The 22,845-nt window shown below is 61.2% G+C and carries 21 protein-coding genes; 15 read left to right on the top strand and 6 right to left on the bottom strand.

What is annotated here, in order from left to right; translation table 11 throughout:
• Nucleotides 1-88 precede the first annotated feature (88 nt).
• Nucleotides 89-934, top strand: a complete 846-nt coding sequence (xdhC, locus tag KW568_RS08565; RefSeq protein ID WP_004577062.1) for a xanthine dehydrogenase accessory protein XdhC — start codon at nucleotides 89-91, stop codon at nucleotides 932-934.
• Between the two features lie 10 nt (nucleotides 935-944).
• On the top strand, nucleotides 945-2,249 hold the full coding sequence (guaD, locus tag KW568_RS08560; RefSeq protein WP_003254322.1) for a guanine deaminase: 1,305 nt from the start codon (nucleotides 945-947) through the stop codon (nucleotides 2,247-2,249).
• On the opposite strand, the gene aqpZ is transcribed toward guaD, so the two are convergent.
• Nucleotides 2,246-2,944, bottom strand: coding sequence for an aquaporin Z (aqpZ, locus tag KW568_RS08555; protein ID WP_033725980.1), 699 nt, complete (start codon nucleotides 2,942-2,944; stop codon nucleotides 2,246-2,248). The two genes, guaD and aqpZ, sit on opposite strands and share 4 nt — an antisense overlap.
• Nucleotides 2,945-3,093: 149 nt before the next feature.
• Nucleotides 3,094-3,849, bottom strand: coding sequence for a GntR family transcriptional regulator (locus KW568_RS08550; protein ID WP_004577063.1), 756 nt, complete (start codon nucleotides 3,847-3,849; stop codon nucleotides 3,094-3,096).
• A gap of 283 nt (nucleotides 3,850-4,132) precedes the next feature.
• On the opposite strand from KW568_RS08550, the gene KW568_RS08545 reads away from it, so the two are divergent.
• Nucleotides 4,133-5,482 carry an NCS2 family permease gene (locus KW568_RS08545; protein WP_004577064.1) on the top strand — a complete coding sequence of 450 codons (1,350 nt, stop codon included), beginning with the start codon at nucleotides 4,133-4,135 and terminating at the stop codon, nucleotides 5,480-5,482.
• 642 nt (nucleotides 5,483-6,124) lie between these two features.
• Here KW568_RS08545 and uraH read toward each other — a convergent pair.
• Nucleotides 6,125-6,478: a hydroxyisourate hydrolase gene (gene uraH / locus KW568_RS08540; protein ID WP_003254328.1), complete on the bottom strand. Its 354-nt coding sequence runs from the start codon at nucleotides 6,476-6,478 to the stop codon at nucleotides 6,125-6,127.
• Between the two features lie 399 nt (nucleotides 6,479-6,877).
• On the opposite strand from uraH, the gene puuE reads away from it, so the two are divergent.
• From puuE to KW568_RS08500, 8 genes are all read left to right on the top strand, one after another.
• Nucleotides 6,878-7,804 carry an allantoinase PuuE gene (gene puuE / locus KW568_RS08535; protein WP_003254330.1) on the top strand — a complete coding sequence of 309 codons (927 nt, stop codon included), beginning with the start codon at nucleotides 6,878-6,880 and terminating at the stop codon, nucleotides 7,802-7,804.
• Nucleotides 7,804-8,319 (top strand): 2-oxo-4-hydroxy-4-carboxy-5-ureidoimidazoline decarboxylase, encoded by a 516-nt coding sequence (gene uraD / locus KW568_RS08530; protein WP_004576924.1) that lies wholly within the window; start codon nucleotides 7,804-7,806, stop codon nucleotides 8,317-8,319. Before puuE ends, uraD begins: the two co-directional genes overlap by 1 nt.
• A gap of 49 nt (nucleotides 8,320-8,368) precedes the next feature.
• Nucleotides 8,369-8,872: an ureidoglycolate lyase gene (locus tag KW568_RS08525; RefSeq protein ID WP_003254333.1), complete on the top strand. Its 504-nt coding sequence runs from the start codon at nucleotides 8,369-8,371 to the stop codon at nucleotides 8,870-8,872.
• 44 nt (nucleotides 8,873-8,916) lie between these two features.
• Nucleotides 8,917-10,245, top strand: a complete 1,329-nt coding sequence (locus KW568_RS08520; protein ID WP_004576923.1) for a urate hydroxylase PuuD — start codon at nucleotides 8,917-8,919, stop codon at nucleotides 10,243-10,245.
• A gap of 185 nt (nucleotides 10,246-10,430) precedes the next feature.
• Nucleotides 10,431-11,786, top strand: coding sequence for a nucleobase:cation symporter-2 family protein (locus KW568_RS08515; protein WP_003254336.1), 1,356 nt, complete (start codon nucleotides 10,431-10,433; stop codon nucleotides 11,784-11,786).
• Between the two features lie 139 nt (nucleotides 11,787-11,925).
• On the top strand, nucleotides 11,926-12,711 hold the full coding sequence (locus tag KW568_RS08510) for an outer membrane protein OmpK (RefSeq protein WP_003254337.1): 786 nt from the start codon (nucleotides 11,926-11,928) through the stop codon (nucleotides 12,709-12,711).
• Between the two features lie 352 nt (nucleotides 12,712-13,063).
• Entirely contained in the window at nucleotides 13,064-13,846 is a 783-nt protein-coding gene (locus KW568_RS08505) for an outer membrane protein OmpK (protein WP_004576922.1), read from the top strand.
• 295 nt (nucleotides 13,847-14,141) lie between these two features.
• Nucleotides 14,142-16,049, top strand: coding sequence for an LTA synthase family protein (locus KW568_RS08500; RefSeq protein WP_004576921.1), 1,908 nt, complete (start codon nucleotides 14,142-14,144; stop codon nucleotides 16,047-16,049).
• 126 nt (nucleotides 16,050-16,175) lie between these two features.
• On the opposite strand, the gene KW568_RS08495 is transcribed toward KW568_RS08500, so the two are convergent.
• A complete protein-coding gene (locus KW568_RS08495; protein WP_004576920.1) occupies nucleotides 16,176-17,090 on the bottom strand; it encodes a DUF808 domain-containing protein in 915 nt (304 codons plus the stop codon).
• Nucleotides 17,091-17,222: 132 nt separating this feature from the next.
• On the opposite strand from KW568_RS08495, the gene KW568_RS08490 reads away from it, so the two are divergent.
• Nucleotides 17,223-17,834 carry a TetR/AcrR family transcriptional regulator gene (locus tag KW568_RS08490; RefSeq protein WP_003254343.1) on the top strand — a complete coding sequence of 204 codons (612 nt, stop codon included), beginning with the start codon at nucleotides 17,223-17,225 and terminating at the stop codon, nucleotides 17,832-17,834.
• Nucleotides 17,835-18,055: 221 nt separating this feature from the next.
• Here KW568_RS08490 and KW568_RS08485 read toward each other — a convergent pair whose 3' ends face one another.
• Together KW568_RS08485 and KW568_RS08480 are read right to left on the bottom strand one after the other, a co-directional pair.
• The gene (locus KW568_RS08485; RefSeq protein ID WP_014754328.1) at nucleotides 18,056-18,184 is read right to left on the bottom strand and encodes a hypothetical protein; all 129 of its coding nucleotides are present in this window, start codon (nucleotides 18,182-18,184) and stop codon (nucleotides 18,056-18,058) included.
• A gap of 76 nt (nucleotides 18,185-18,260) precedes the next feature.
• The gene (locus KW568_RS08480) at nucleotides 18,261-18,701 is read right to left on the bottom strand and encodes a heme-binding protein (protein ID WP_003254344.1); all 441 of its coding nucleotides are present in this window, start codon (nucleotides 18,699-18,701) and stop codon (nucleotides 18,261-18,263) included.
• A 257-nt stretch (nucleotides 18,702-18,958) separates the two neighbouring features.
• On the opposite strand from KW568_RS08480, the gene gcl reads away from it, so the two are divergent.
• From gcl to KW568_RS08465, 3 genes are all read left to right on the top strand, one after another.
• A complete protein-coding gene (gene gcl / locus KW568_RS08475) occupies nucleotides 18,959-20,734 on the top strand; it encodes a glyoxylate carboligase (protein WP_003254345.1) in 1,776 nt (591 codons plus the stop codon).
• Nucleotides 20,735-20,788: 54 nt separating this feature from the next.
• Nucleotides 20,789-21,571 carry a hydroxypyruvate isomerase gene (gene hyi / locus KW568_RS08470; protein ID WP_003254346.1) on the top strand — a complete coding sequence of 261 codons (783 nt, stop codon included), beginning with the start codon at nucleotides 20,789-20,791 and terminating at the stop codon, nucleotides 21,569-21,571.
• Nucleotides 21,572-21,751: 180 nt separating this feature from the next.
• Entirely contained in the window at nucleotides 21,752-22,645 is an 894-nt protein-coding gene (locus KW568_RS08465; RefSeq protein WP_003254347.1) for a 2-hydroxy-3-oxopropionate reductase, read from the top strand.
• The last annotated feature ends 200 nt before the right edge of the window (nucleotides 22,646-22,845 follow it).

The raw sequence follows: 22,845 nt of genomic DNA, 5'->3' as shown, positions 1-22,845 counted from the left end.
TATTCTGGGGTCGCTTCGCGCCCCTATCGCGACACAAGGCCGCTCCCACAAAGAAGCGGACCGCGTTGACCTGAAGAGGATCTGCATCATGCACCAATGGATCAACGCCCTCGCCGACCACCAGTCCCGTGGCGAAGCCTGCGTGCTGGTGACCATCATCGAGGAACGCGGCTCGACACCGCGCAATGCCGGCTCGAAGATGGTGGTCAGCGCCAGCGGTCTGTTCGACACCATCGGCGGCGGCCACCTGGAATACAAGGCGCTGCACATCGCCCGGCAAATGCTCGAAGCGCAGCGCACCACGCCGCACCTTGAGCGCTTCAGCCTCGGCGCCAGCCTGGGCCAGTGCTGCGGCGGCGTGACCGTGCTGCTGTTCGAACCCATGGCCGCCGTGCAGGCTCAGATCGCCGTGTTCGGCGCGGGCCATGTCGGCAGGGCTCTGGTACCCTTGCTCGCGGCGCTCCCCTGCCGGGTGCGCTGGATCGACTCGCGTGAACAGGAATTCCCCGAGCTCATCCCCAACGGGGTGACCAAGGTGGTCAGTGAAGAGCCGGTCGACGAAGTCGCAGACCTGCCGCCCGGCAGCTACTGCATCGTCATGACCCACAACCACCAGCTCGACCTGGAACTGACCGCCGCCATTCTCAAGCGCAACGATTTCACCTGGTTCGGCCTGATCGGCTCGAAGACCAAACGGGTCAAGTTCGAGCACCGCCTGCGCGAGCGAGGCTTCGACGAGGCCGTCATGGCACGCATGCGCTGCCCGATGGGCCTGGCCGAGGTCAAGGGCAAGCTGCCCATCGAGATCGCCGTGTCTATCGCCGGTGAAATCATTGCCACTTACAACGCCTGCTTCGGCCAGCACGACGCTGCCGCCAATGGCGGCCCCATTGCCCAATTGCTGCCGCCCTCCCGCCGCAGCCAAGCCATTTGACGAGTGTGTTATGACCGTTACCCGTAAAGCCTACCGTGCCGCCATCCTGCACAGCATTGCCGACCCGGCCGAGGTGGGCCTGGAGGCTTCCCATGAATACTACGAAGACGGCCTGCTGGTGGTCGACGATGGCCGCATCAGCGCCGTTGGGCACGCCAGTGAACTGCTGCCGACGCTGGATGCCGGCATCCCGGTCGAGCACTACCAGGACGCGCTGATCACCCCGGGGTTCATCGATACCCACATCCACTTCCCGCAGACCGGCATGATCGGTTCGTACGGCGAGCAGTTGCTGGACTGGCTGAACACCTACACCTTCCCGTGCGAAAAGCAGTTCGCCGACAAAGGCCACGCCGACCAGGTGGCGAAGATCTTCCTCAAGGAACTGCTGCGCAACGGCACCACCACTGCGCTGGTATTCGGCAGCGTGCACCCGGAATCGGTCAACGCCCTGTTCGAAGAGGCCGAGCGCCTGGACCTGCGCCTGATCGCCGGCAAAGTGATGATGGACCGTAATGCCCCAGACTACCTGACCGACACCGCCGAGTCCGGCTATGCCGAAAGCAAGGCACTGATCGAGCGCTGGCACGGCAAAGGCCGCCTGCACTATGCAGTGACCCCGCGTTTCGCCCCGACCAGCACGCCACAACAGTTGACCCTGGCCGGCCAACTGCTCAAGGAACACCCCGGCGTGTACATGCACACGCACCTGTCGGAAAACCTCAAGGAAATCGACTGGGTCAAGTCGCTGTTCCCCGAGCAGAAGGGTTACCTGGACGTCTACGACCACTTCGAGCTGCTGGGCGAGCGCTCGGTGTTCGCCCACGGCGTGCACCTGTGCGACGACGAGTGCCAGCGCCTGGCCGAAACCGGCTCGGCCGTGGCCTTCTGCCCCACCTCCAACCTGTTCCTTGGCAGTGGCCTGTTCAACCTGCCCCAGGCCGAGCGGTTCAAGGTCAACGTGGGCCTGGGTACCGACGTTGGCGCCGGCACCAGCTTCTCTCTGCTTAACACCCTGAACGAGGCATACAAGGTGATGCAGCTGCAAGGCGCGCGCCTGCATCCGTACAAATCGCTGTACCTGGCCACCCTCGGCGGCGCCCGCGCACTGCGCCTGGACGACCGTATCGGTAGCCTGCGCCCAGGCAACGATGCCGACTTCGTGGTGCTGGACTACAAGGCCACACCACTGCTGGACTACCGCATCCAGCAGTCCAACAGCATCGAAGAAACCTTGTTCGTGCTCACTACCCTGGGCGATGACCGTACCGTGCGTGAAACCTACGCCGCCGGGCGCTGCGTGCACCAGCGCTAAGGTTCTTTCGCCAGGCCCCGATACAGCGCGCCGCCGATTGCAGCACCGATCAGCGGCGCCACCCAGAACAGCCACAGCTGCTGCAGGGCCCAGCCACCGACGAACAAGGCCGGCCCCGTGCTACGCGCGGGGTTGACCGAAGTATTGGTGATCGGGATCGAGATCAGGTGGATCAGGGTAAGGGCCAGGCCGATGGCGATGGGTGCAAAACCTGCCGGTGCGCGGGCGTCGGTCGCCCCCATGATGACCACCAGGAACATCGCCGTCATCACCACTTCACTGACAAAGCCTGCACCCAGCGTATAGCCACCGGGCGAATGGTCGGCGTAGCCGTTTGAAGCCAACCCCGAAGACAGCTCGAACCCGGCCTTGCCACTGGCGATGAGGTAGATCACCCCGGCCGCCAGGATGGCACCGATCACCTGGGCGATCACATAAGGCAGCAGCTCTTTGGCCGGGAAGCGCCCGCCGACCACCAGCCCGAACGACACGGCAGGGTTTAGATGGCAACCCGAGATATGGCCGATGGCAAAGGCCATGGTCAGTACGGTGAGGCCGAAGGCGAAGGCGACACCGAGCACACCGATGCCGAGAGGGGAACTGGCTGCGAGTACCGCACTGCCACAGCCACCAAGGACCAGCCAGAAGGTGCCGATCAGTTCGGCCCCCATGCGTTTACCGAGGGACATGCTCATGAATCCATTCCTCAAGAAGTTGAACGCAACGAATGCGCAAGCCCAACTGCTTGATGAAGGTTTGCTCACAAGAATTTAGCAGACCTTTGGGTTATGGCCAGTAGTGGCTAGGGGCTGATTTGCAGCCCCTCGATCACACCGGCAAACGTTCAACCCTTGACGGAAACCTTGGGCTTTTTCAGCAAATGCGAGAACACCGCATGCAAATCGTCCGAGGCGCTCTCCTCGTCCAGGTTCAGCTTGCTGTCGATGTGGTCCATGTGATGCATCATCAGGCTCACGGCCTGCTCGGCATCGCGCGCCTCGATGGCATCGATGAGCTGCATGTGCTCATCGTAAGAGCAGTGCGAGCGGTTGCCGCTTTCGTACTGGGCAATGATCAGCGAAGTCTGCGATACCAGGCTGCGCTGGAAACTTACCAGCGGTGCATTGCCCGCCGCTTCGGCCAGCTTGAGGTGGAACTCACCGGACAGGCGAATGCCGGCACCCCGGTCACCGCGCGAAAAGCTGTCGCGCTCCTCACGCACCATCTGCCGCAGCTCGTTAAGCTGATCGGGGGTGGCATGCTGCACCGCCAGCTCGGTGATGGCGCGTTCGACCATGCGCCGCGAGAAGAACACCTGGCGCGCCTCTTCTACAGTCGGGCTGGCCACCACCGCGCCGCGGTTCGGCCGCAGCAGCACCACGCTTTCGTGGGCCAGGCGCGACAAGGCGCGGCGGATGATGGTGCGGCTGACGCCAAAGATCTCGCCCAGCGCTTCCTCGCTCAACTTGGTGCCCGGAGCCAGACGCTGCTCGAGGATCGCCTCGAAAATATGCGCGTAGACGATGTCGTCCTGGGTACCGCTGCGGCCGGCCTTGCCGACTCGTGCAGGTTTTTTCAGAGGTTGCAGCTGTTCGTTCATGGGCTCTCGAGGCACGAAGAGAAAGTATGGCGCCATTGTACACAGGCTGAGGCGATTCCGCAGGGGGCGTTTTACCTATATAGCCGTTGTACGACGCATTGCGCATACAAAACATAAAACATTATTTGCTTTATTTGTACACAAAAGCATAATCCATCGAGCAACTTCTTGACCCTTGAGTCAACAAAAAGGTCAGACGTCTGCCTTCCCTCGCGGAGCCGCCAAGTGCATTGCGCAGGAAACTGGCTCCATAACAACAAGAAAGACTTGAGGAGTACCCGCTGTGGAAAGCCGCAAATCCGAAGCCCCTACGCTGGATCTTGCTCCGCCGCTCGAAACGAGCTGGCTGGAGCGGATTTTCAAACTCAAGCAACACGGCAGCACTGTCAAAACCGAAATGATCGCTGGGGTGACCACCTTCATCACCATGGCCTACATCATCTTCGTCAACCCCAACATCATGGCCGACGCCGGCATCGACCATGGTGCCGCTTTTGTCGCCACCTGCATCGCCGCCGCGCTGGGCTGCCTGCTGATGGGCCTGTACGCCAACTGGCCGGTGGGCCTGGCGCCGGGCATGGGGCTCAATGCTTTCTTTACCTACACCGTGGTCGGCACCATGGGCTACAACTGGGAAACGGCGCTGGGGGCGGTATTCGTCTCCGGCGTGTTGTTCATGTTCCTGACCTTGTCGAAAGTGCGCGAATGGCTGCTCAACAGCATCCCGGTCAGCCTGCGCCATGCCATGGGGGCCGGCGTCGGATTGTTTCTCGGGCTGATCGGCCTGAAGACCGCAGGCATCATCGTCGACAGCCCCGCCACCCTGATCAAGCTGGGCTCGTTGCATGAGCCGGGGCCGCTGCTGGCGGCCGTGTGCTTCCTGCTGATCGCCATCCTCAGCTACAAGCGAGTATTCGGCGCGATCCTGATCAGCATCATTGGTGTCACCCTGGCGGGCTGGGGCCTGGGCCTGGTCAAGTTTGGCGGGGTGATGTCGATGCCCCCAAGCCTGGCACCGACCTGGATGGCCATGGACGTGGCTGGCGTGTTCAATGTCAGCATGATCAGCGTGGTGCTGGCGTTCCTGTTCGTGCACATGTTCGACACTGCCGGCACGCTGATGGGGGTTGCCCAGCGAGCGAACCTGGTAGCGCCGGACGGGCGTATCGAAGGCCTGTCACGCGCCTTGAAGGCCGACAGTGCATCCAGCGTATTCGGTGCTGTGGTCGGCGTGCCCCCAGTGACCAGTTATGTGGAGAGTGCCGCAGGTGTCGCCGCAGGTGGCCGTACCGGTTTGACGGCCGTGGTGGTCGGCTTGCTGTTCGTCGCAGCGATGTTCTTCGCCCCGCTGGCGGGGATGATCCCGGCCTACGCGACAGCAGGCGCACTGATCTACGTGGCAATGCTGATGATGGGCAGCATGGCGCACATCCATTGGGACGAAGCCACCGACAGCATTCCGGCGATTGTCACGGTCATCATGATGCCGCTGACCTTCTCCGTTGCCGATGGTATCGCGCTGGGTTTCATCACCTACGTCGCGTTGAAGGCAGGTACCGGCAAGTACAAGGAAATCTCGGCCAGCCTGTGGGTACTGTGCGCAATCTTCATTGCCAAGTTCGTGTTCCTCTGAGCAAGGGCGCTTGGCTTTAGATTTCCAGTGTTTTCGAAATCGAGCGCCGCACGCGCGGCGCATCGCGAGCAAGGTCGCTCCTACGCTTGTTCCGGCCCATTAATGCCTGCGAGGGACGCGCGAACGCCTTGTTGGGACGCCACGATATGGCGCCCTTGCTCAACATTTGAAAGGCCTACGCGGTCGCCCGTAGGAGCGGGTTTACCCGCGAAAGGGCCGGGCCTGCCGGCCAATCTCCATCCGCCGTTCACCATTGCTGCCACCACCGTATTCGCGGGTAAACCCGCTCCTACAACGGGGGTGGACAGTTGGATACAGGCCCGCCGTAGGAGCGGGTTCACCCGCGAAAGGGCCGGACCTGCTGGCCAATCTCCACCTGCCGTTCACCGTTGCCGCCGCTACCGTATTCGCGGGTAAACCCGCTCCTACGCCTGATCGGGGATGGACACGCATGGGTGATTGGACACAGGCCGTCGCGTAGGAGCGGGGGTGGACACACATCGGTGATTGGGCGCAGGCCGTCGTAGGAACGGGTTCACCCGCGAAGAGGCCGGCACAGGCCACACAAAAACAGCAGACGAAAAAAAGCCCGCCAGTGTGAGAGCGGGCCAAAGGACCTACGAAGATTCTTCTAGCGACCAACTAGCTTCCACGATAGGTCGAATAGCTGTACGGCGAAATCAGCAGCGGCACGTGGTAGTGCTCCTGCGACTCGTCGATGCCAAAGCGCAGCACGACAACATCCAGAAACGCCTGGGCCGGCAATTGCACGCCACGGGCGCGGTAGTAATCCCCAGCGCTGAACTGCAACTGGTAAACGCCAGTGCGGTAATCGTCCCCCTGCAACAGCGGCGCGTCGACGCGGCCATCGCTGTTGGTCAGGGCGGTGTTCACCAGCTCCAGCTGCTGGCCTTCGACGCGGTACAGCTCGACCTTGATCGAGCTACCCGGGCAGCCATGCGCGGCATCCAGTACGTGTGTGGTCAAACGTCCCATTGCGTGTCGCCTCTTGTTCAATCTGTGGGCAAAAAATACTCAGCCATCGCACCAGCTTAGCGCCTGCGGCAGGCGGGAATGACGTTATTAAGACATTCCAGCCAAGGATTGTACACAATTTTTTGATCCCCTCTGTCACACCCTCCCTTTGCTGCCCATAAACGACCCATCGGTCGCAAATACACGCACCATAAAGATGCCAACCTCATTAGCTGACCAAACAGGCAGGTTTCTTGCACTGTATTTCCAGGTCGCTGTCAGGCGACAAAAGGGAAGAAATGCGGAAAAACAGGCTTACAAAAGATTTCAGAAGTTGTATACAATCAGCCCATCCGGTGGTGCGACATACCGACGCGGCCCGCCCACCCCCCGCACTAACGCACAAGAAGGAAGACTGCAGTGAGCGCTGATTACCCTCGCGACCTGATCGGTTACGGCAACAACCCTCCTCACCCGCAATGGCCGGGTAACGCCCGCATCGCGCTGTCTTTCGTCCTCAATTACGAGGAAGGTGGCGAACGCAACATCCTGCACGGTGACAAGGAATCCGAAGCCTTCCTGTCCGAGATGGTCGCTGCCCAACCCCTGCAGGGCCAGCGCAACATGAGCATGGAGTCGCTGTATGAATACGGCAGCCGTGCCGGTGTGTGGCGCCTGCTGAAGCTGTTCAAGGACAGCGGCGTGCCACTCACCGTCTTCGCCGTGGCCATGGCCGCCCAGCGCCACCCCGACGTGATCCGCGCCATGGTCGAAGCCGGCCACGAGATCTGCAGCCACGGCTACCGCTGGATCGACTACCAGAACATGGACGAGGCCCAGGAGCGCGAGCACATGCTCGAAGCCATCCGTATCCTCACCGAACTCACCGGCGAGCGCCCGCTGGGCTGGTACACCGGCCGTACCGGCCCGAACACCCGCCGCCTGGTGATGGAGGAAGGTGGTTTCCTCTATGACAGCGACACCTACGACGACGACCTGCCCTACTGGGAGCCGAACAACCCCACCGGCAAGCCGCACCTGGTGATCCCCTACACCCTGGACACCAACGACATGCGCTTCACCCAGGTACAGGGCTTCAACTGCGGCGAGCAGTTCTTCCAGTACCTGAAAGACGCCTTTGATGTGCTGTACGCCGAAGGCGCCGAAGCACCGAAAATGCTTTCCATCGGCCTGCACTGCCGCCTGGTCGGCCGCCCGGCACGCCTGGCTGCACTCAAGCGCTTCGTCGATTACGCAAAAAGTCATGACCAGGTCTGGTTCGCCCGTCGCGTGGATATCGCCCGCCACTGGCACACCACCCACCCGTACAAGAAAGAGAACGCCTGATGACCGCCTTCAATACCCTCAAACCATCCGCCCTGGACCGCGACGCCTTCGTCAAGGCCTTCGCCGACATCTACGAGCACTCGCCGTGGGTTGCCGAAAAAGCCTATGACCTGGGCCAGCTGGGCGAGCTGGACGAGATCGAGGCGCTGCACCAGCGCATGAGCGACATCCTGCTCAGCGCCAACCACGCTGACCAGCTCGCGCTGATCAATGCTCACCCGGACCTGGCAGGCAAGGCCGCCATCCAGGGCGAACTGACCGAATCGAGCACCAACGAGCAGGCCGGTGCCGGTATCCACCAGTGCACCGCCGAAGAGTTCGCCCGGTTCACCGAACTGAACGATGCCTACAAGGCCAAGTTCCAGTTCCCGTTCATCATGGCGGTGAAGGGCAGCAACCGGCACCAGATTCTCGCCGCCTTTGAAAAACGCATCCACAACGATGCCGATGCCGAATTCAAGGAAGCCCTGGCGCAGATCAACCTGATCGCCCTGTTCCGCCTGCTGCAGCTGTAAGCAACAGCCGAACCTTATTCAGAAAACGAACAATAGAAGAGATAACCGCATGCGCACCCTGATGATCGAGCCCTTGACCAAAGAAGCCTTCGCCCAGTTCGGAGACGTGATCGAAACCGACGGCAGCGACCACTTCATGATCAACAACGGCTCGACCATGCGCTTTCACAAGCTCGCCACGGTCGAAACCGCCGAGCCTGAAGACAAGGCGATCATCAGCATCTTCCGCGCCGACGCGCAGGACATGCCGCTGACCGTGCGCATGCTGGAACGCCATCCGCTGGGCAGCCAGGCTTTTATCCCGCTGCTCGGCAACCCCTTTCTGATCGTGGTCGCGCCCGTTGGCGATGCACCTGTATCAGGCTTGGTCCGAGCCTTCCGCAGTAATGGCAGGCAGGGCGTTAATTACCATCGCGGCGTCTGGCACCACCCGGTGCTGACGATCGAAAAGCGGGATGATTTCCTGGTGGTTGATCGCAGTGGTTCTGGCAACAACTGCGATGAGCATTACTTCACCGAGGAACAGATGCTGATCCTCAATCCCCACCAATAAGAAAAGGTCAGTCATCTTCTCGGTGACTGGCAGAGGTACATACTGTGGAAGCACACCTTCACGAATGGCTGAACCTGAGCATTCGCTGGGTTCACATGATCACCGGCGTTGCCTGGATCGGTGCATCGTTCTACTTCGTCTGGCTGGAGAACCACCTGAACCGAAGCAACCCGCGCGATGGGTTGTCGGGTGATCTCTGGGCGATTCACGGCGGTGGTATCTACCACCTGGAGAAATACAAGCTCGCCCCCCCGAAAATGCCCGAGAACCTGCACTGGTTCAAATGGGAAGCCTACTTCACCTGGATGTCCGGTATCGCCCTGCTGTGCGTGGTGTTCTACTGGAACCCGGCGCTGTACCTGCTGGCGCCTGGCAGCACCCTGAGCGGTGCCGAAGGCGTGGCTATCGGTATCGGTTCGCTGATCGCTGGCTGGTTCATCTACGACTTCCTGTGCGACTCGCCCTTGGGCAAGAAGCCAGCGCTGCTCGGTGGTGTGCTGTTCGTGCTGATCATCGCTGCCTGCTGGGGCTTCAGCCTGGTGTTCAGCGGCCGTGGTGCCTACCTGCACACCGGCGCGATCATAGGCACCATCATGGTCGGTAACGTGTTCCGCATCATCATGCCGGCCCAACGCCAGCTGGTGGCGGCGATCGAGAACAATCAGACGCCCGACCCGGTACTGCCGGCCAAGGGCCTGCTGCGCTCGCGTCACAACAACTACTTCACCCTGCCGGTGCTGTTCATCATGATCAGCAACCATTTCCCGAGCACCTACGGTAGCCAGTACAACTGGCTGATCCTGGCCGGTATCGCAGTAGCCGCGGTTCTGATCCGCCACTACTTCAACACCCGCCACGACAGCAACAAGTACGCCTGGACCCTGCCCGTCGGCGCCTTGGCGATGATCTGCCTGGCCTACGTTACCGGCCCGAAACCGATGGCCGTAAGCCCTGACCAAGCCGCAGCGAAGATCGAGTACCAACCGCTGCCGGCAACTGCCGTAGGCGGCAAGACCGCTGCCGAGCAGCGTGCCGAGGACGCCGCCAAGGCTGCCGAAGCACCCGCCGCACCTGCGCAAGCACCGGCTCAGGCCGCTGCCCAGGCCGGTGGTGGCGACTTCGACAAGATCCACAATGTCATCCAGGAACGCTGCACCGTGTGCCACTCGTCCAAGCCGACCAGCCCACTGTTCAGCGCCGCTCCTGCCGGCGTGATGTTCGACACTCCGCAGCAGATCCAGGCCCAGGCCGCGCGCATTCAGGCGCAAGCGGTTGCCAGCCAGATCATGCCGCTGGGCAACATCACCCAGATGACCACCGAAGAGCGCAAGCTCGTCGGCGACTGGATCGCCAAAGGCGCCCAGGTCAACTGACAGTACCTCGCCAGGCAACCCGCCCCCAAGGGAATCACCTTCCCCTGTAGGAGCGGGCTTGCCCGCGAAGAGGCCGGAAGCCCCGGCCTCAAGCTCCATGTGTTACGCAACAAGCAAGCATCGAGCGCGCAGGCATGAGGCCTGCCGCTTGGATCCGAGAATAAAAACAAAACTCGAGGTGCTGCATGTCCGAGTCACGCAAGGCGTATATCCCCATTGCGCCGCCGCGAGAACCCTTGCCCCTGTTCCAACTGTTCCTGGTTGGCCTGCAACACGTTCTGCTGATGTACGGTGGCGCGATCGCCGTGCCGTTGATCATCGGCCAGGCCGCCGGGTTGTCCCGCGAAGAAGTCGCTTTCCTGATCAACGCCGACCTGCTGGTCGCTGGCGTCGCTACCATCATCCAGTCGTTCGGTATCGGCCCGGTGGGCATCCGCATGCCGGTGATGATGGGTGCCAGTTTCGCTGCCGTCGGCAGCATGGTGGCCATGGCCGGCATGCCCGGCGTGGGCCTGCAGGGGATCTTCGGCGCGACCATCGCTGCCGGGTTCTTCGGCATGCTGATCGCGCCGTTCATGTCCAAGGTTGTCCGCTTCTTTCCCCCACTGGTCACCGGTACGGTGATCACCTCGATTGGCCTGTCGCTGTTCCCGGTGGCCGTCAACTGGGCCGGTGGCGGCCAAGACGCTCAAACGTTCGGCTCGCCGATCTACCTGCTGGTGGCCGGCCTGGTACTGGCCGTTATCCTGCTGATCAACCGCTTCATGCGCGGTTTCTGGGTCAACGTGTCGGTACTGGTGGGCATGGGCCTTGGCTACATCCTGGCCGGCTCCATCGGCATGGTCGACCTGTCGGGTCTGAATGAAGCACCGTGGTTGCAGGTGGTCACCCCGCTGCACTTTGGCATGCCGACCTTCAGCCTGGCGCCGATCCTGTCCATGTGCCTGGTAGTGGTGATCATCTTCGTCGAGTCCACCGGCATGTTCCTGGCCCTGGGCAAGGTGACCGATCGCGAAGTCACCCCTGGTATGCTGCGTCGCGGCCTGCTGTGCGATGCCGGTGCGTCGTTCATTGCGGGCTTCTTCAACACCTTCACCCACTCCTCGTTCGCCCAAAACATCGGCCTGGTGCAGATGACTGGGGTGCGCTGCCGCTATGTCACCATCGTGGCCGGTGCACTGCTGATCCTGCTCAGCCTGCTGCCCAAGGCGGCCTTCCTGATTGCCTCGATCCCGCCTGCGGTACTGGGCGGCGCGTCCATCGCCATGTTCGGCATGGTCACCGCCACCGGGATCAAGATTCTTCAGGAGGCGGACATCGGCGACCGCCGCAACCAGCTGTTGGTTGCCGTGAGCGTCGGCTTCGGGTTGATCCCCGTGGTGCGTCCGGAGTTCTTTGCCCAGATGCCACAGTGGATGGAACCCATCACCCACAGCGGTATCGCCATGGCCACGGTCTGTGCCCTGGTGTTGAACGTTCTGTTCAACATCCTTGGCGGTGCCGACCGCGCAATGCACAACGACGTCTGTCACCAGCATTGAGCCAAAAGGGGCGGTGCATGACCGCCCCTCATCACCTCTGCAGTAACCGCTACGCCGTCGACCCGCCGGAATGGGTCGCCCGGGGCGCCTGCGCGCCAAAAAAACCGCCAACAAAAACAATAAGTCCGGGAATCACAACATGAAGCGCATCACCACGTCCCTGTTGTTGGGCAGCAGCCTGCTGGCCACCCTACCCTCGCACGCAGGCGAATGGCTGCAATGGCACGGCGAAAGCCTGACCTACCTGTACGGCAAGGACTTCAAGGTCAACCCTGATATCCAGCAGACCATCACCTTCGAGCACGCCAACAAATGGAAGTACGGCGACACCTTCATGTTCGTCGACAAGATCTTCTACAACGGCAAGGCCGACCCCGGCAAAGGTGTGACCACCTACTACGGCGAGTTCAGCCCACGCCTGTCATTGGGCAAGATCTTCGACCGCAAGCTTGCCTTCGGTCCGATCAAGGACGTGCTGCTGGCCATGACCTACGAGCGCGGTGAAGGCGACAACGAGGCCTACCTGATCGGCCCAGGCTTTGACTTGAACATCCCCGGCTTCAACTATTTCACCCTCAATTTCTACGTGCGTAACACCGAAGGCAGCCGCCCCGGTGACAATGTCTGGCAGATTACCCCCGGCTGGTCGTACACCCTCCCTGTCGGCCGGTCAGACATTCTGATCGACGGTTACATGGACTGGGTTACCGACAACGACCAGACCCGCCGTGGCACCTATCACGCCAACCTGCACTTCAACCCGCAGGTCAAATACGACCTGGGCAAGGCGCTGAACCTGGGCGCCAAGCAGCTCTACGTCGGCTTTGAATACAGCTACTGGAAAGACAAGTACGGCATTGACAGCCGCGGCAACCTGGACAGCAACCAGAGCGTGGCCAGTGCGCTGATCAAGGTGCACTTCTAGGAAGTTGACCAAACGCACAAGTTTGAATCACCCCGCTCCAGGACGGAGCACTTGAGGCGCGGCGCGCAAGCCAGTAATCTGCGCGCCCCCTCGATCAGGGCAGAACGGATTCTGCCTGCGTTTACTGACCGCTCAGTCAATGAATACGGGCGGTTGGCCAACGTGTTGCCAGCCTGAAAGACCCTTTTCATCCGTTCAGAACGAAGTCGAGCAGGAAGGTTTTGCCAACCCGGAAAAGTTGGCTCGACCCTTGCCAAACAGCTGTGGCCTATCGAAAAAAGCTGACTTAAAAGACAAAAAAGCGCCAACAACGAGCGCTGACAACAGATCAATCAAGGGAGCGACACTCGCAATGCGTACCATCAACAGCCTGATCCTTGCCGGCGGCCTGCTGGCCTGCGGCACCACCTTCGGCGGCGACCTGCTGCAATGGCAGAACAACAGCCTGACCTACCTGTGGGGCAAGAACTTCAAGGTCAACCCCGAGACCCAGCAAACATTCACCTTCGAACACGCCGACGCGTGGAAGTACGGCGATAACTTCTTCTTCGTCGACAAGATCTTCTACCAAGGCAAGAAGGACGCCAGCAACGGCCCCAACACCTACTATGGCGAGTTCAGCCCACGCCTGTCGTTCGGCAAGATCTTCGACCAGAAGCTGGAGTTGGGCCCGGTCAAGGACGTGCTGCTGGCGATGACCTACGAGTTTGGCGAGGGTGACACCGAGTCTTACCTGATCGGCCCGGGCTTCGACCTGGCCATCCCGGGCTTCGACTACTTCCAGCTGAACTTCTACAACCGCACCACCGACGGCAGCCGCGCCGGCGACAACGTGTGGCAGATCACCCCGGTGTGGTCGTACACCATTCCGGTCGGCGATTCCGACGTGCTGATCGACGGCTTCATGGACTGGGTGGTGGACAACGACGAGAACCGCCGCGGCACCTACCAGGCCAACCTGCACTTCAACCCGCAGATCAAGTATGACCTGGGCAAGGCATTGCACCTGGGTGAGAAACAGCTGTATGTGGGTGTGGAGTATGACTACTGGAAGAACAAGTACGGCATCAAGGACAGCGATGCCTTCACTACCGACCAGAACACCATGAGCTTCTTGGTGAAAGTGCACTTCTGACGCACTGAAAAGTTAACAGCGCCGTTATGTAGCGGCGCTGTTACGCAGTAAAAAATCAGCTTTAACTTACACGCTCACAGGCATTTATCCACTGGCGCGACGTTTTGCCTGGCAGCGGCGACGCAGCCCTGTGGTGGCGTCTGCTGGCCACGCACAGAACGCCTCATGGCCACCGCTCAAACTTTTGACATTTTTTTTGCATAGCCTGAACTAATCTGCTTTTCTTCGCACCACTCCAAAAAGAAAACAGGCCTACTTAATGCGCACCCACCTCGCCGCCCCGTGGCGGTATCTTATGCTAGTTTGCTCACTCTGGTTCGGCATCTTCCTGCTGACCCGCCTGGTATTGCTGGTCACCCATCTTGATGAAGTACATGGCGACTACTTCTCATTATTCTTGAGTGGTGCCGTGTACGACCTGAGCTTCCTCACCTACGCTGCACTGCCGTTGGGGCTGTACCTGGCGATATGCCCGGCCGCACTGTGGCGCACGGCCTTACATCGCAGGCTGATGGGCGGCGCACTCATCGTCAGCCTGTTCGTGATGCTGTTCGTCGCCGTGGCCGAGTGGCTGTTCTGGGACGAATTCGGTGTGCGTTTCAACTTCATCGCCGTCGACTACCTGGTCTACTCCAAAGAAGTGCTGGACAATATACGCGAGTCGTACCCGCTACCGACCCTGCTGGGTAGCATTGCCTTGGTGGCCGTGCTGCTCGCACTGATTCTGCGCAAACCGCTCTCCCGTGCACTCGCTGCGCCCAGCGCCAACCTGCGCCAGCGCCTTGGCGGCCTTGCCCTGCTGGCAGTACTGGGCGGGCTCAGCGTACTCCTGATCGACCAGCAGTTCCCCCGCGGGCAGGGCGGTAACGCCTATCAGCGCGAACTGGCAAGCAACGGCCCGTACCAGTTCTTTGCCGCGTTCCGGAACAACGAGCTGGACTACACCCAGTTCTACGCCAGCCTCAACGCCAGCGAAGTCGGAGCGCAGATGCATCAAGAGCTGGCCGAGCCCAACACGCAGTTCAAAGCCAGCGAACCTGAGGACATTCGCCGTCATATCAACGCCAGCGGCGCACCACGCAAGCCCAACATCATCCTGGTCACCATCGAGAGCTTCAGCGCCAAGTACATGGGCAGCAACGGCGACCCGCGCAACCTCACGCCCAACCTGGACGTACTGCGCACGCAGAGCCTGTACTTCAACAACTTCTATGCCACCGGTACCCGTACCGACCGGGGCCTGGAAGCCATCACACTGTCAATCCCCCCTACCCCCGGCCGCTCGATCGTCAAGCGCATCGGCCGCGAAAGCGGCTATGCCAGCCTTGGTCAGCAGTTGAAGGCTGTCGGCTATGACGCAGTGTTCGTCTATGGCGGGCGTGGCTACTTCGACAACATGAACGCGTTCTTCAGCGGCAACGGCTATCGCATCGTCGACCAGAGCAGCGTCCCCGAGAACGAAATCAGCTTCAAGAACGCCTGGGGCATGGCCGACGAGGACCTGTACCGGCAGACCCTCAGGCTGGCCGATGCCGGCCACGCCAGGCAGCAGCCATTCTTTCTGCAACTGATGACCACCTCCAACCACCGCCCCTACACCTACCCGGACGGCCGCATCGACATTCCTTCGGGCGATGGCCGCGAAGGTGCGGTGAAATACACCGACCATGCCATTGCGCAGTTCCTGCAGGAAGCCAAGGGCAAGCCATGGTTCGACAATACCCTGTTCGTGTTTGTCGCCGACCACACCGCCGGTAGCGCCGGGGTGGAAGACCTGCCGGTGCGCAATTACCAGATTCCGCTGTGGATCTATGCACCCAAGCTGATCGCCCCGCGCGAGGATCCGCAACTGGCAAGCCAGATCGACCTGGCACCCACCCTGCTCGGCCTGCTCAACCTGAGCTATACCTCGACCTTCTTCGGCCGCGACCTGCTGCGCAATAACCAGTTGCCACCCCGGGTACTGATCGGCAACTACCAGCATCTGGGGCTGTTCGACGGCAAGGACCTGGCGATCCTCAGCCCACGCGGCGGCATGCGGGTGCACCAGGATGCCCTGGGCAACAGCCGGGAAATGAGTGCAGACAGTGACAACCCGCTGATCCGCCGGGCGATTGCCTATTACCAAAGTGCTGCCAACGATTTCAGCAAGGGGTTGCTGGCCTGGAAGCCGCAGGAGGAAGGGGCGGTGGCCGAACAGTAGACCTGCAATCCGGCGATGGCACCGGCGTTGCCGGTGCTCACGGGCAAGCCCGTTCCTGCAGAAACAAGCAATTCCCTGTAGGAGCGGGTTCACCTGCGAACCGGGGCAAAGCCCCGGGCACACGCCTCAATTGGCTGGCCGAACCGCCCGCCACAATTTCCCCGCAACGCTTACCACCGCCAGCACCACAGCACCTGCGATGACTCCGGCCCCGCCGTTGAGCAACGCCCCGGTCAACGCCCCGCCACGCCCTTCGCTGAACGCCTCGATGGCATGATGCAGCGGCTCGATGCCATGCACCAGGATCCCACCCCCTACCAGGAACATCGCCGCAGTACCAATCACCGACAGGCTCTTCATCATGTAGGGCGCAGCCCGGAGGATGCCGTTGCCAACCAACTGAGCCAGACGCGAGGCCTTCGTGGTCATCCACAGCCCCAGGTCGTCGAGCTTGACGATGCCGCCGACCAGCCCGTATACCCCGATGGTCATGACAATGGCTATGCCCGAGAGCACGATGATCTGTTGCGGCAGCGGCGTATCCGCCACTATCCCCAAGGTAATGGCAATGATCTCGGCCGACAGGATGAAGTCGGTGCGCACCGCGCCCTTGATCTTGGCCTTCTCGAAGGCCACCAGGTCGACATTGGCGTCCGCCACGGCTTGCTGTCGAGCCTTGTGCTGCGCGTCGTCCTCATCCTTGCTGTGCAGGAACTTGTGCGCCAGCTTCTCGAAACCCTCAAAGCACAGGAACGCGCCACCCAGCATCAACAACGGCGTAACCGCCCACGGTATGAACGCACTGATCAGCAGCGCGGCCGGAACCAGGATCGCCTTGTTGACGAACGACCCCTTGGCCACCGCCCACACGACCGGAAGTTCGCGATCGGCGCGCACGCCGGTGACCTGCTGGGCATTCAGCGCCAGGTCATCACCCAGCACACCCGCTGTCTTTTTCGCCGCGACTTTGGTCATTAGCGAGACGTCATCCAGCAGCGTGGCGATGTCGTCGATCAGTACCAGTAGACTGCTTCCTGCCATGTTTGCTTGTATCCAAATAAGTCAATGTGCCGGATTCTAGCCCAAAGCCGCTGCCTTGAGCGCCCGTCGACCCCGGTGCTACCATGCCCGATCCCCCTTAGAGGTGGCCAGACACGAGGAAGATCCCTGACCATGAGCACCATTCGCGAGCGCAACAAGGAATTGATCCTGCGCGCGGCCAGCGAGGAATTCGCCGACAAGGGCTTCGCCGCCACCAAGACCAGCGATATCGCGGCCAAGGCCGGCCTGCCCAAGCCGAACGTGTACTACTACTTCAAGTCCAAGGACAACCTTTACCGCGAGGTCCTGGAAAGCATCATCGCGCCGATCATGCAGGCATCCACGCCGTTCAATGCAGACGGCGACCCGAAGGAAGTGCTGAGTGCGTACATTCGTTCGAAAATTCGCATTTCGCGTGACCTGCCCCATGCGTCCAAGGTGTTCGCCAGCGAGATCATGCATGGCGCGCCGCACCTGTCAGCAAACCAGGTAGAGCAGTTGAACGAGCAGGCCCGGCACAACATCGAGTGCATCCAGCGCTGGATCGACCGCGGGCAGATCGCCCATGTGGATGCGCACCACCTGATGTTCAGCATCTGGGCGGCGACCCAGACCTATGCCGACTTCGACTGGCAGATTTCTGCGGTGACCGGCAAGGCCAAGCTGGCCGACAGTGATTATGACGCGGCGGCCGAAACCATTATCCGCATGGTGCTCAAGGGTTGTGAGCCAGAGGTGGCCTGACATGGCCAATGGGGACCGCATTCCACTGGGGTCGCACGCCCCTGTGGGAGCAACCGTCTTGCTCAATTTCTGAAAGCTGGCGCGATCCGTGTGGGAGCGGCCTTGCGTCGCGAAAGGGCTGCACAGCAGCCCCGGGGTTTCAGCGTCGATGCAAATAATGCCGGGGCCGCTTCGCGGCCCTTTCGCGACACAAGGCCGCTCCCACAGGCCGGTGTTCAGCCTCAGCCCAGCGCAGTGTCGAGAAACATCATCACCGCAAACCCGCCCATCAACCCTGGGTAATGGAGCTGGGTGCAGCGCTGGGCATCAAGGTCGAGCCGGCGCTGGAAGCCCTGAAAGTCGCCGTACACATCTAAAGCCTGGCGCAGTCCTTGTGGGGCCTTGTGTCGCGAATGGGCCGCAAAGCGGCCCCAGCTGACTTGAGCCTTACGCCGCTACCCCGGCATCTGCCCGCAACCCCACCTCCTCGATCGCACTGATCGCACACTGCTCGTCGATATCCGACGTATCGCCGCTGATCCCCACGGCACCCAGCACCTTGCCGTCCTGATCACGAATCAGCACCCCACCTGGCGCCGGCACCACCGGCCGCTCACCCATCCCGTTCAACGCGGCAAAAAAAGCCGGCCGCTGCTGCGCATCCAGCGCCAGCAAGCGCGACCCCTTGCCCAAGGCAATCGCACCCCAGGCTTTGCCAGTGGCCACTTCAGGCCGAATCAGGCTCGCGCCATCCTCACGCTGCAACGCCAGCAGGTGCCCGCCGGCATCCAGCACCGCAACGGTCAGTGGCGCGGCGTTGATCTTGCGGCCTGCCGCCAGTGCGGCGTTTACCAGGCTGACAGCGATTTTCAGGTTCAAGACGTTCATGGAAAGGTCCTCTTCTTGTTGTGAGAAGCCCTAAGGGCAGTTGAAAACCGATAGAGCAAATAGAACACAACGAGATGTATTTTTGTATACAATATTTTGAAACGATCGTATTCGATGGCGCAAATAGCCGTTTTCACGGCCGCTTTGACGAAAGCGAGCCCACCCGATGAAAACCCATTGACCTGAGCCGCCAGGCGTGAATACACTCTGTCGCAAAGCAAGTTGTATACAATTACAAAATCGATGAGGCACAAACCATGAGCAAAATGAGAGCAATCGATGCAGCCGTTCTGGTCATGCGCCGTGAAGGTGTAGATACCGCGTTCGGCATCCCGGGGGCTGCCATCAACCCGTTGTATTCGGCCCTGAAGAAAGTCGGTGGCATCGATCACGTCCTCGCTCGTCACGTCGAAGGTGCCTCGCACATGGCCGAGGGCTACACCCGCGCCAACCCGGGCAACATCGGTGTGTGCATCGGCACTTCCGGCCCTGCCGGCACCGACATGGTCACCGGCCTGTACAGCGCCTCGGCCGACTCCATCCCGATTCTGTGCATCACTGGCCAGGCGCCACGTGCCCGCCTGCACAAGGAAGACTTCCAGGCTGTCGACATCACCAACATCGTCAAGCCAGTGACCAAGTGGGCGACCACCGTTCTGGAGCCAGGCCAGGTGCCTTACGCCTTCCAGAAGGCCTTTTATGAAATGCGTACCGGCCGCCCAGGCCCGGTGCTGATCGACCTGCCGTTCGACGTGCAGATGGCCGAAATCGAATTCGACATCGATGCCTACGAACCACTGGCAGTCAACAAGCCATCCGCCACCCGCGTACAGGCCGAGAAAGCCCTGGCCCTGCTCAATGACGCCGAGCGCCCACTGCTGGTAGCCGGTGGCGGCATCATCAACGCCGACGCCAGCGACAAGCTGGTCGAATTCGCCGAACTGACCGGCGTACCCGTGATCCCGACCCTGATGGGCTGGGGCACCATCCCGGACGACCACGCCCAGATGGTCGGCATGGTTGGCCTGCAGACCTCGCACCGCTATGGCAACGCAACCCTGCTGAAGTCCGACCTGGTATTCGGTATCGGTAACCGCTGGGCCAACCGCCACACCGGTTCCGTCGATGTCTACACCGAAGGCCGCAAGTTCGTGCACGTCGACATCGAACCGACCCAGATCGGCCGCGTGTTCACCCCGGACCTGGGCATCGTTTCCGATGCTGGCAAGGCACTGGACGTGTTCCTGGAAGTGGCCCGCGAGTGGAAAGCCGCCGGCAAGCTCAAGTGCCGCAAGGCCTGGCTGGAAGAGTGCCAGGAGCGCAAGTCGAGCCTGCAGCGCAAGACCCACTTCGACAACGTGCCGGTCAAGCCGCAGCGCGTCTACGAAGAAATGAACCAGGTGTTCGGCAAAGACACCTGCTACGTCAGCACCATCGGCCTGTCGCAGATCGCCGGCGCGCAGTTCCTGCATGTGTACAAGCCACGCCACTGGATCAACTGCGGCCAGGCCGGCCCGCTGGGCTGGACCATCCCTGCTGCACTGGGCGTGGTCAAAGCCGATCCGAAGCGCAAGGTTGTGGCGCTGTCGGGTGACTACGACTTCCAGTTCATGATCGAAGAACTGGCGGTGGGTGCGCAGTTCAACCTGCCGTACGTTCACGTACTGGTGAACAACGCCTACCTGGGCCTGATCCGCCAGGCGCAGCGTGGCTTCGACATGGATTACTGTGTACAACTGGCGTTCGAGAACATCAACTCGACCGACGCTGCCACCTACGGTGTCGACCACGTCGCTGTGGTCGAAGGCCTGGGTTGCAAGGCCATCCGTGTGTTCGAGCCAGCAGAAATCGCCCCTGCCCTGATCAAGGCACAGAAGATGGCCGAAGAGTTCCGCGTGCCGGTGGTGGTTGAAGTGATTCTCGAGCGTGTGACCAACATTTCCATGGGCACCGAGATCAACGCGGTCAACGAATTCGAAGACCTGGCCCTGGTCGGCAACGACGCGCCAACCGCCATCTCGCTGCTGGACTGATCGCCTGACGCCCCCAGGCACGCCCTGGGGGCCTTCATCGCAAGGAGACAACTCATGCCTCGCTTCGCTGCCAACCTGTCCATGCTGTTCACCGAACAGGACTTCCTGGCCCGCTTCAAGGCTGCCGCCGATGCTGGTTTCAGCGGCGTCGAATACCTGTTCCCCTATGACTTCAGCGCAGCTGAAATCAAGCAGCAGCTGGAGGCCAACGGCCTGACCCAGGTGCTGTTCAACCTGCCGGCCGGCGACTGGGCCAAAGGTGAGCGCGGTATCACCTGCCACCCTGACCGCGTCGAGGAATTCCGCGCGGGTGTCGACAAGGCCATCGAATACGCCAAGGTGCTGGGCAACACCCAGGTCAACGCCCTGGCCGGCATCCGCCCACAAGGCCCGGACTGCGCCACCGTGCGCAAGACCTTCGTCGAGAACCTGCGCTACGCCGCTGACAAGCTCAAGGGCGCCGGTATTCGCCTGGTCATGGAAATGATCAACACCCGCGACATCCCAGGCTTCTACCTGAACACCACCCAGCAGGCCCTGGAAATCCAGGCCGAGGTGGGCAGCGACAACCTGTTCCTGCAATACGACATCTACCACATGCAGATCATGGAAGGTGACCTGGCTCGCACCATGGAAGCCAACCTGAAACTGATCAACCACATCCAGCTGGCCGACAACCCCGGCCGCAATGAACCAGGCACCGGCGAGATCAACTACCGCTTCCTGTTCGAACACCTGGACCGCATTGGCTACCAGGGCTGGGTGGGCGCGGAGTACAAGCCCAAGACCACTACCGAAGCAGGCCTGGGCTGGCTGAAAACCCACAACGCAATCTAAGGCTGATCGAGGTCCTGTGACACATGCCTGACCCTGTAGGAGCGGGTTCACCCGCGAATGCGACGTTGGCTTCACTGCCGCTTTCGCGGGTAAGCCCGCTCCCACAGAATTCTGTGTCCAACAACGGGCCTGTGCAGCCTGCTCCATCGAGATTCAACAAATACAACGAGGTAATCTCTCATGGCTAAAATCGGTTTCATCGGCACCGGCATCATGGGCAAGCCCATGGCCCAGAACCTGCAAAAAGCAGGTCACAGCATCTTCGTTTCCACCCACCACGACGCCGCGCCAGCCGACCTGATCGCCGCCGGTGCCGTGGCCCTGGCCAACCCGAAAGAAGTTGCCCAGGAAGCCGAATTCATCATCGTCATGGTTCCCGACACCCCGCAGGTCGAAAGCGTCCTGTTCGGTGAAAACGGCGTGGCCGAAGGCGTTGGCCCGAACAAGGTGGTGATCGACATGAGCTCGATCTCCCCTACCGCTACCAAAGCCTTCGCCGAAAAAATCAAGGCTACCGGTGCCGCCTACCTGGACGCCCCAGTGTCCGGTGGTGAAGTCGGCGCCAAGGCCGCGACCCTGAGCATCATGGTCGGTGGCTGCCCGAAAGCCTTCGAGCGCACCCTGCCGCTGTTCGAAGCCATGGGCAAGAACATTACCCGGGTCGGTGGCAACGGTGACGGCCAGACCGCCAAGGTCGCCAACCAGATCATTGTCGCCCTGAACATCCAGGCCGTGGCCGAAGCCCTGCTGTTCGCCGCCAAGAACGGCGCCGACCCTGCCAAGGTGCGTGAAGCACTGATGGGCGGCTTTGCTTCGTCGAAAATCCTCGAAGTGCACGCCGAGCGCATGATCAAGGGCACCTTCGACCCAGGCTTCCGCATCAACCTGCACCAGAAGGACCTGAACCTGGCCCTGCAAGGCGCCAAGGAACTGGGCATCAACCTGCCCAACACCTCCAATGCCCAGCAAGTGTTCAACACCTGCCAGGCACTGGGCGGCGGCAACTGGGACCACTCGGCGCTGATCAAAGGCCTGGAGCACATGGCCAACTTCTCGATCCGCGACGACAAATAAGTCGTTTTTAGCCTTCACTGGCCTCTTCGCGGGTAAACCCGCTCCTACCAAAGACCGCACAATCGCTCAGAGCTGTGCATGTAGGAGCGGGGCTTGTCCGCGAAGAAGCCAACGCCGTTGAACCTGCGACCACAGGCCCAATGGTGGCATCGAGCAACACCCGCCCCTGGTTCGGCCTGCACGGAGGCAGTTCCAGGGGC

It is taken from the genome of Pseudomonas sp. HD6515 (genome assembly GCF_024971855.1).
GTDB classification, from domain to species: Bacteria; Pseudomonadota; Gammaproteobacteria; order Pseudomonadales; family Pseudomonadaceae; genus Aquipseudomonas; species Aquipseudomonas alloputida.
This window is presented reverse-complemented; position numbering and strand designations above follow the sequence as displayed.

Excerpts from the sequence above, each read along its gene's own strand:
- xdhC (WP_004577062.1), top strand. The coding sequence starts at position 89 with ATGCACCAATGGATCAACGCCCTCGCCGACCACCAGTCCCGTGGCGAA.
- guaD (WP_003254322.1), top strand. The coding sequence starts at position 945 with ATGACCGTTACCCGTAAAGCCTACCGTGCCGCCATCCTGCACAGCATT.
- aqpZ (WP_033725980.1), bottom strand. The coding sequence starts at position 2,944 with ATGAGCATGTCCCTCGGTAAACGCATGGGGGCCGAACTGATCGGCACC.
- KW568_RS08550 (WP_004577063.1), bottom strand. The coding sequence starts at position 3,849 with ATGAACGAACAGCTGCAACCTCTGAAAAAACCTGCACGAGTCGGCAAG.
- uraH (WP_003254328.1), bottom strand. The coding sequence starts at position 6,478 with ATGGGACGTTTGACCACACACGTACTGGATGCCGCGCATGGCTGCCCG.
- uraD (WP_004576924.1), top strand. The coding sequence starts at position 7,804 with ATGACCGCCTTCAATACCCTCAAACCATCCGCCCTGGACCGCGACGCC.
- KW568_RS08525 (WP_003254333.1), top strand. The coding sequence starts at position 8,369 with ATGCGCACCCTGATGATCGAGCCCTTGACCAAAGAAGCCTTCGCCCAG.
- KW568_RS08515 (WP_003254336.1), top strand. The coding sequence starts at position 10,431 with ATGTCCGAGTCACGCAAGGCGTATATCCCCATTGCGCCGCCGCGAGAA.
- KW568_RS08510 (WP_003254337.1), top strand. The coding sequence starts at position 11,926 with ATGAAGCGCATCACCACGTCCCTGTTGTTGGGCAGCAGCCTGCTGGCC.
- KW568_RS08505 (WP_004576922.1), top strand. The coding sequence starts at position 13,064 with ATGCGTACCATCAACAGCCTGATCCTTGCCGGCGGCCTGCTGGCCTGC.
- KW568_RS08500 (WP_004576921.1), top strand. The coding sequence starts at position 14,142 with ATGCTAGTTTGCTCACTCTGGTTCGGCATCTTCCTGCTGACCCGCCTG.
- KW568_RS08495 (WP_004576920.1), bottom strand. The coding sequence starts at position 17,090 with ATGGCAGGAAGCAGTCTACTGGTACTGATCGACGACATCGCCACGCTG.
- KW568_RS08490 (WP_003254343.1), top strand. The coding sequence starts at position 17,223 with ATGAGCACCATTCGCGAGCGCAACAAGGAATTGATCCTGCGCGCGGCC.
- KW568_RS08480 (WP_003254344.1), bottom strand. The coding sequence starts at position 18,701 with ATGAACGTCTTGAACCTGAAAATCGCTGTCAGCCTGGTAAACGCCGCA.
- gcl (WP_003254345.1), top strand. The coding sequence starts at position 18,959 with ATGAGCAAAATGAGAGCAATCGATGCAGCCGTTCTGGTCATGCGCCGT.
- hyi (WP_003254346.1), top strand. The coding sequence starts at position 20,789 with ATGCCTCGCTTCGCTGCCAACCTGTCCATGCTGTTCACCGAACAGGAC.
- KW568_RS08465 (WP_003254347.1), top strand. The coding sequence starts at position 21,752 with ATGGCTAAAATCGGTTTCATCGGCACCGGCATCATGGGCAAGCCCATG.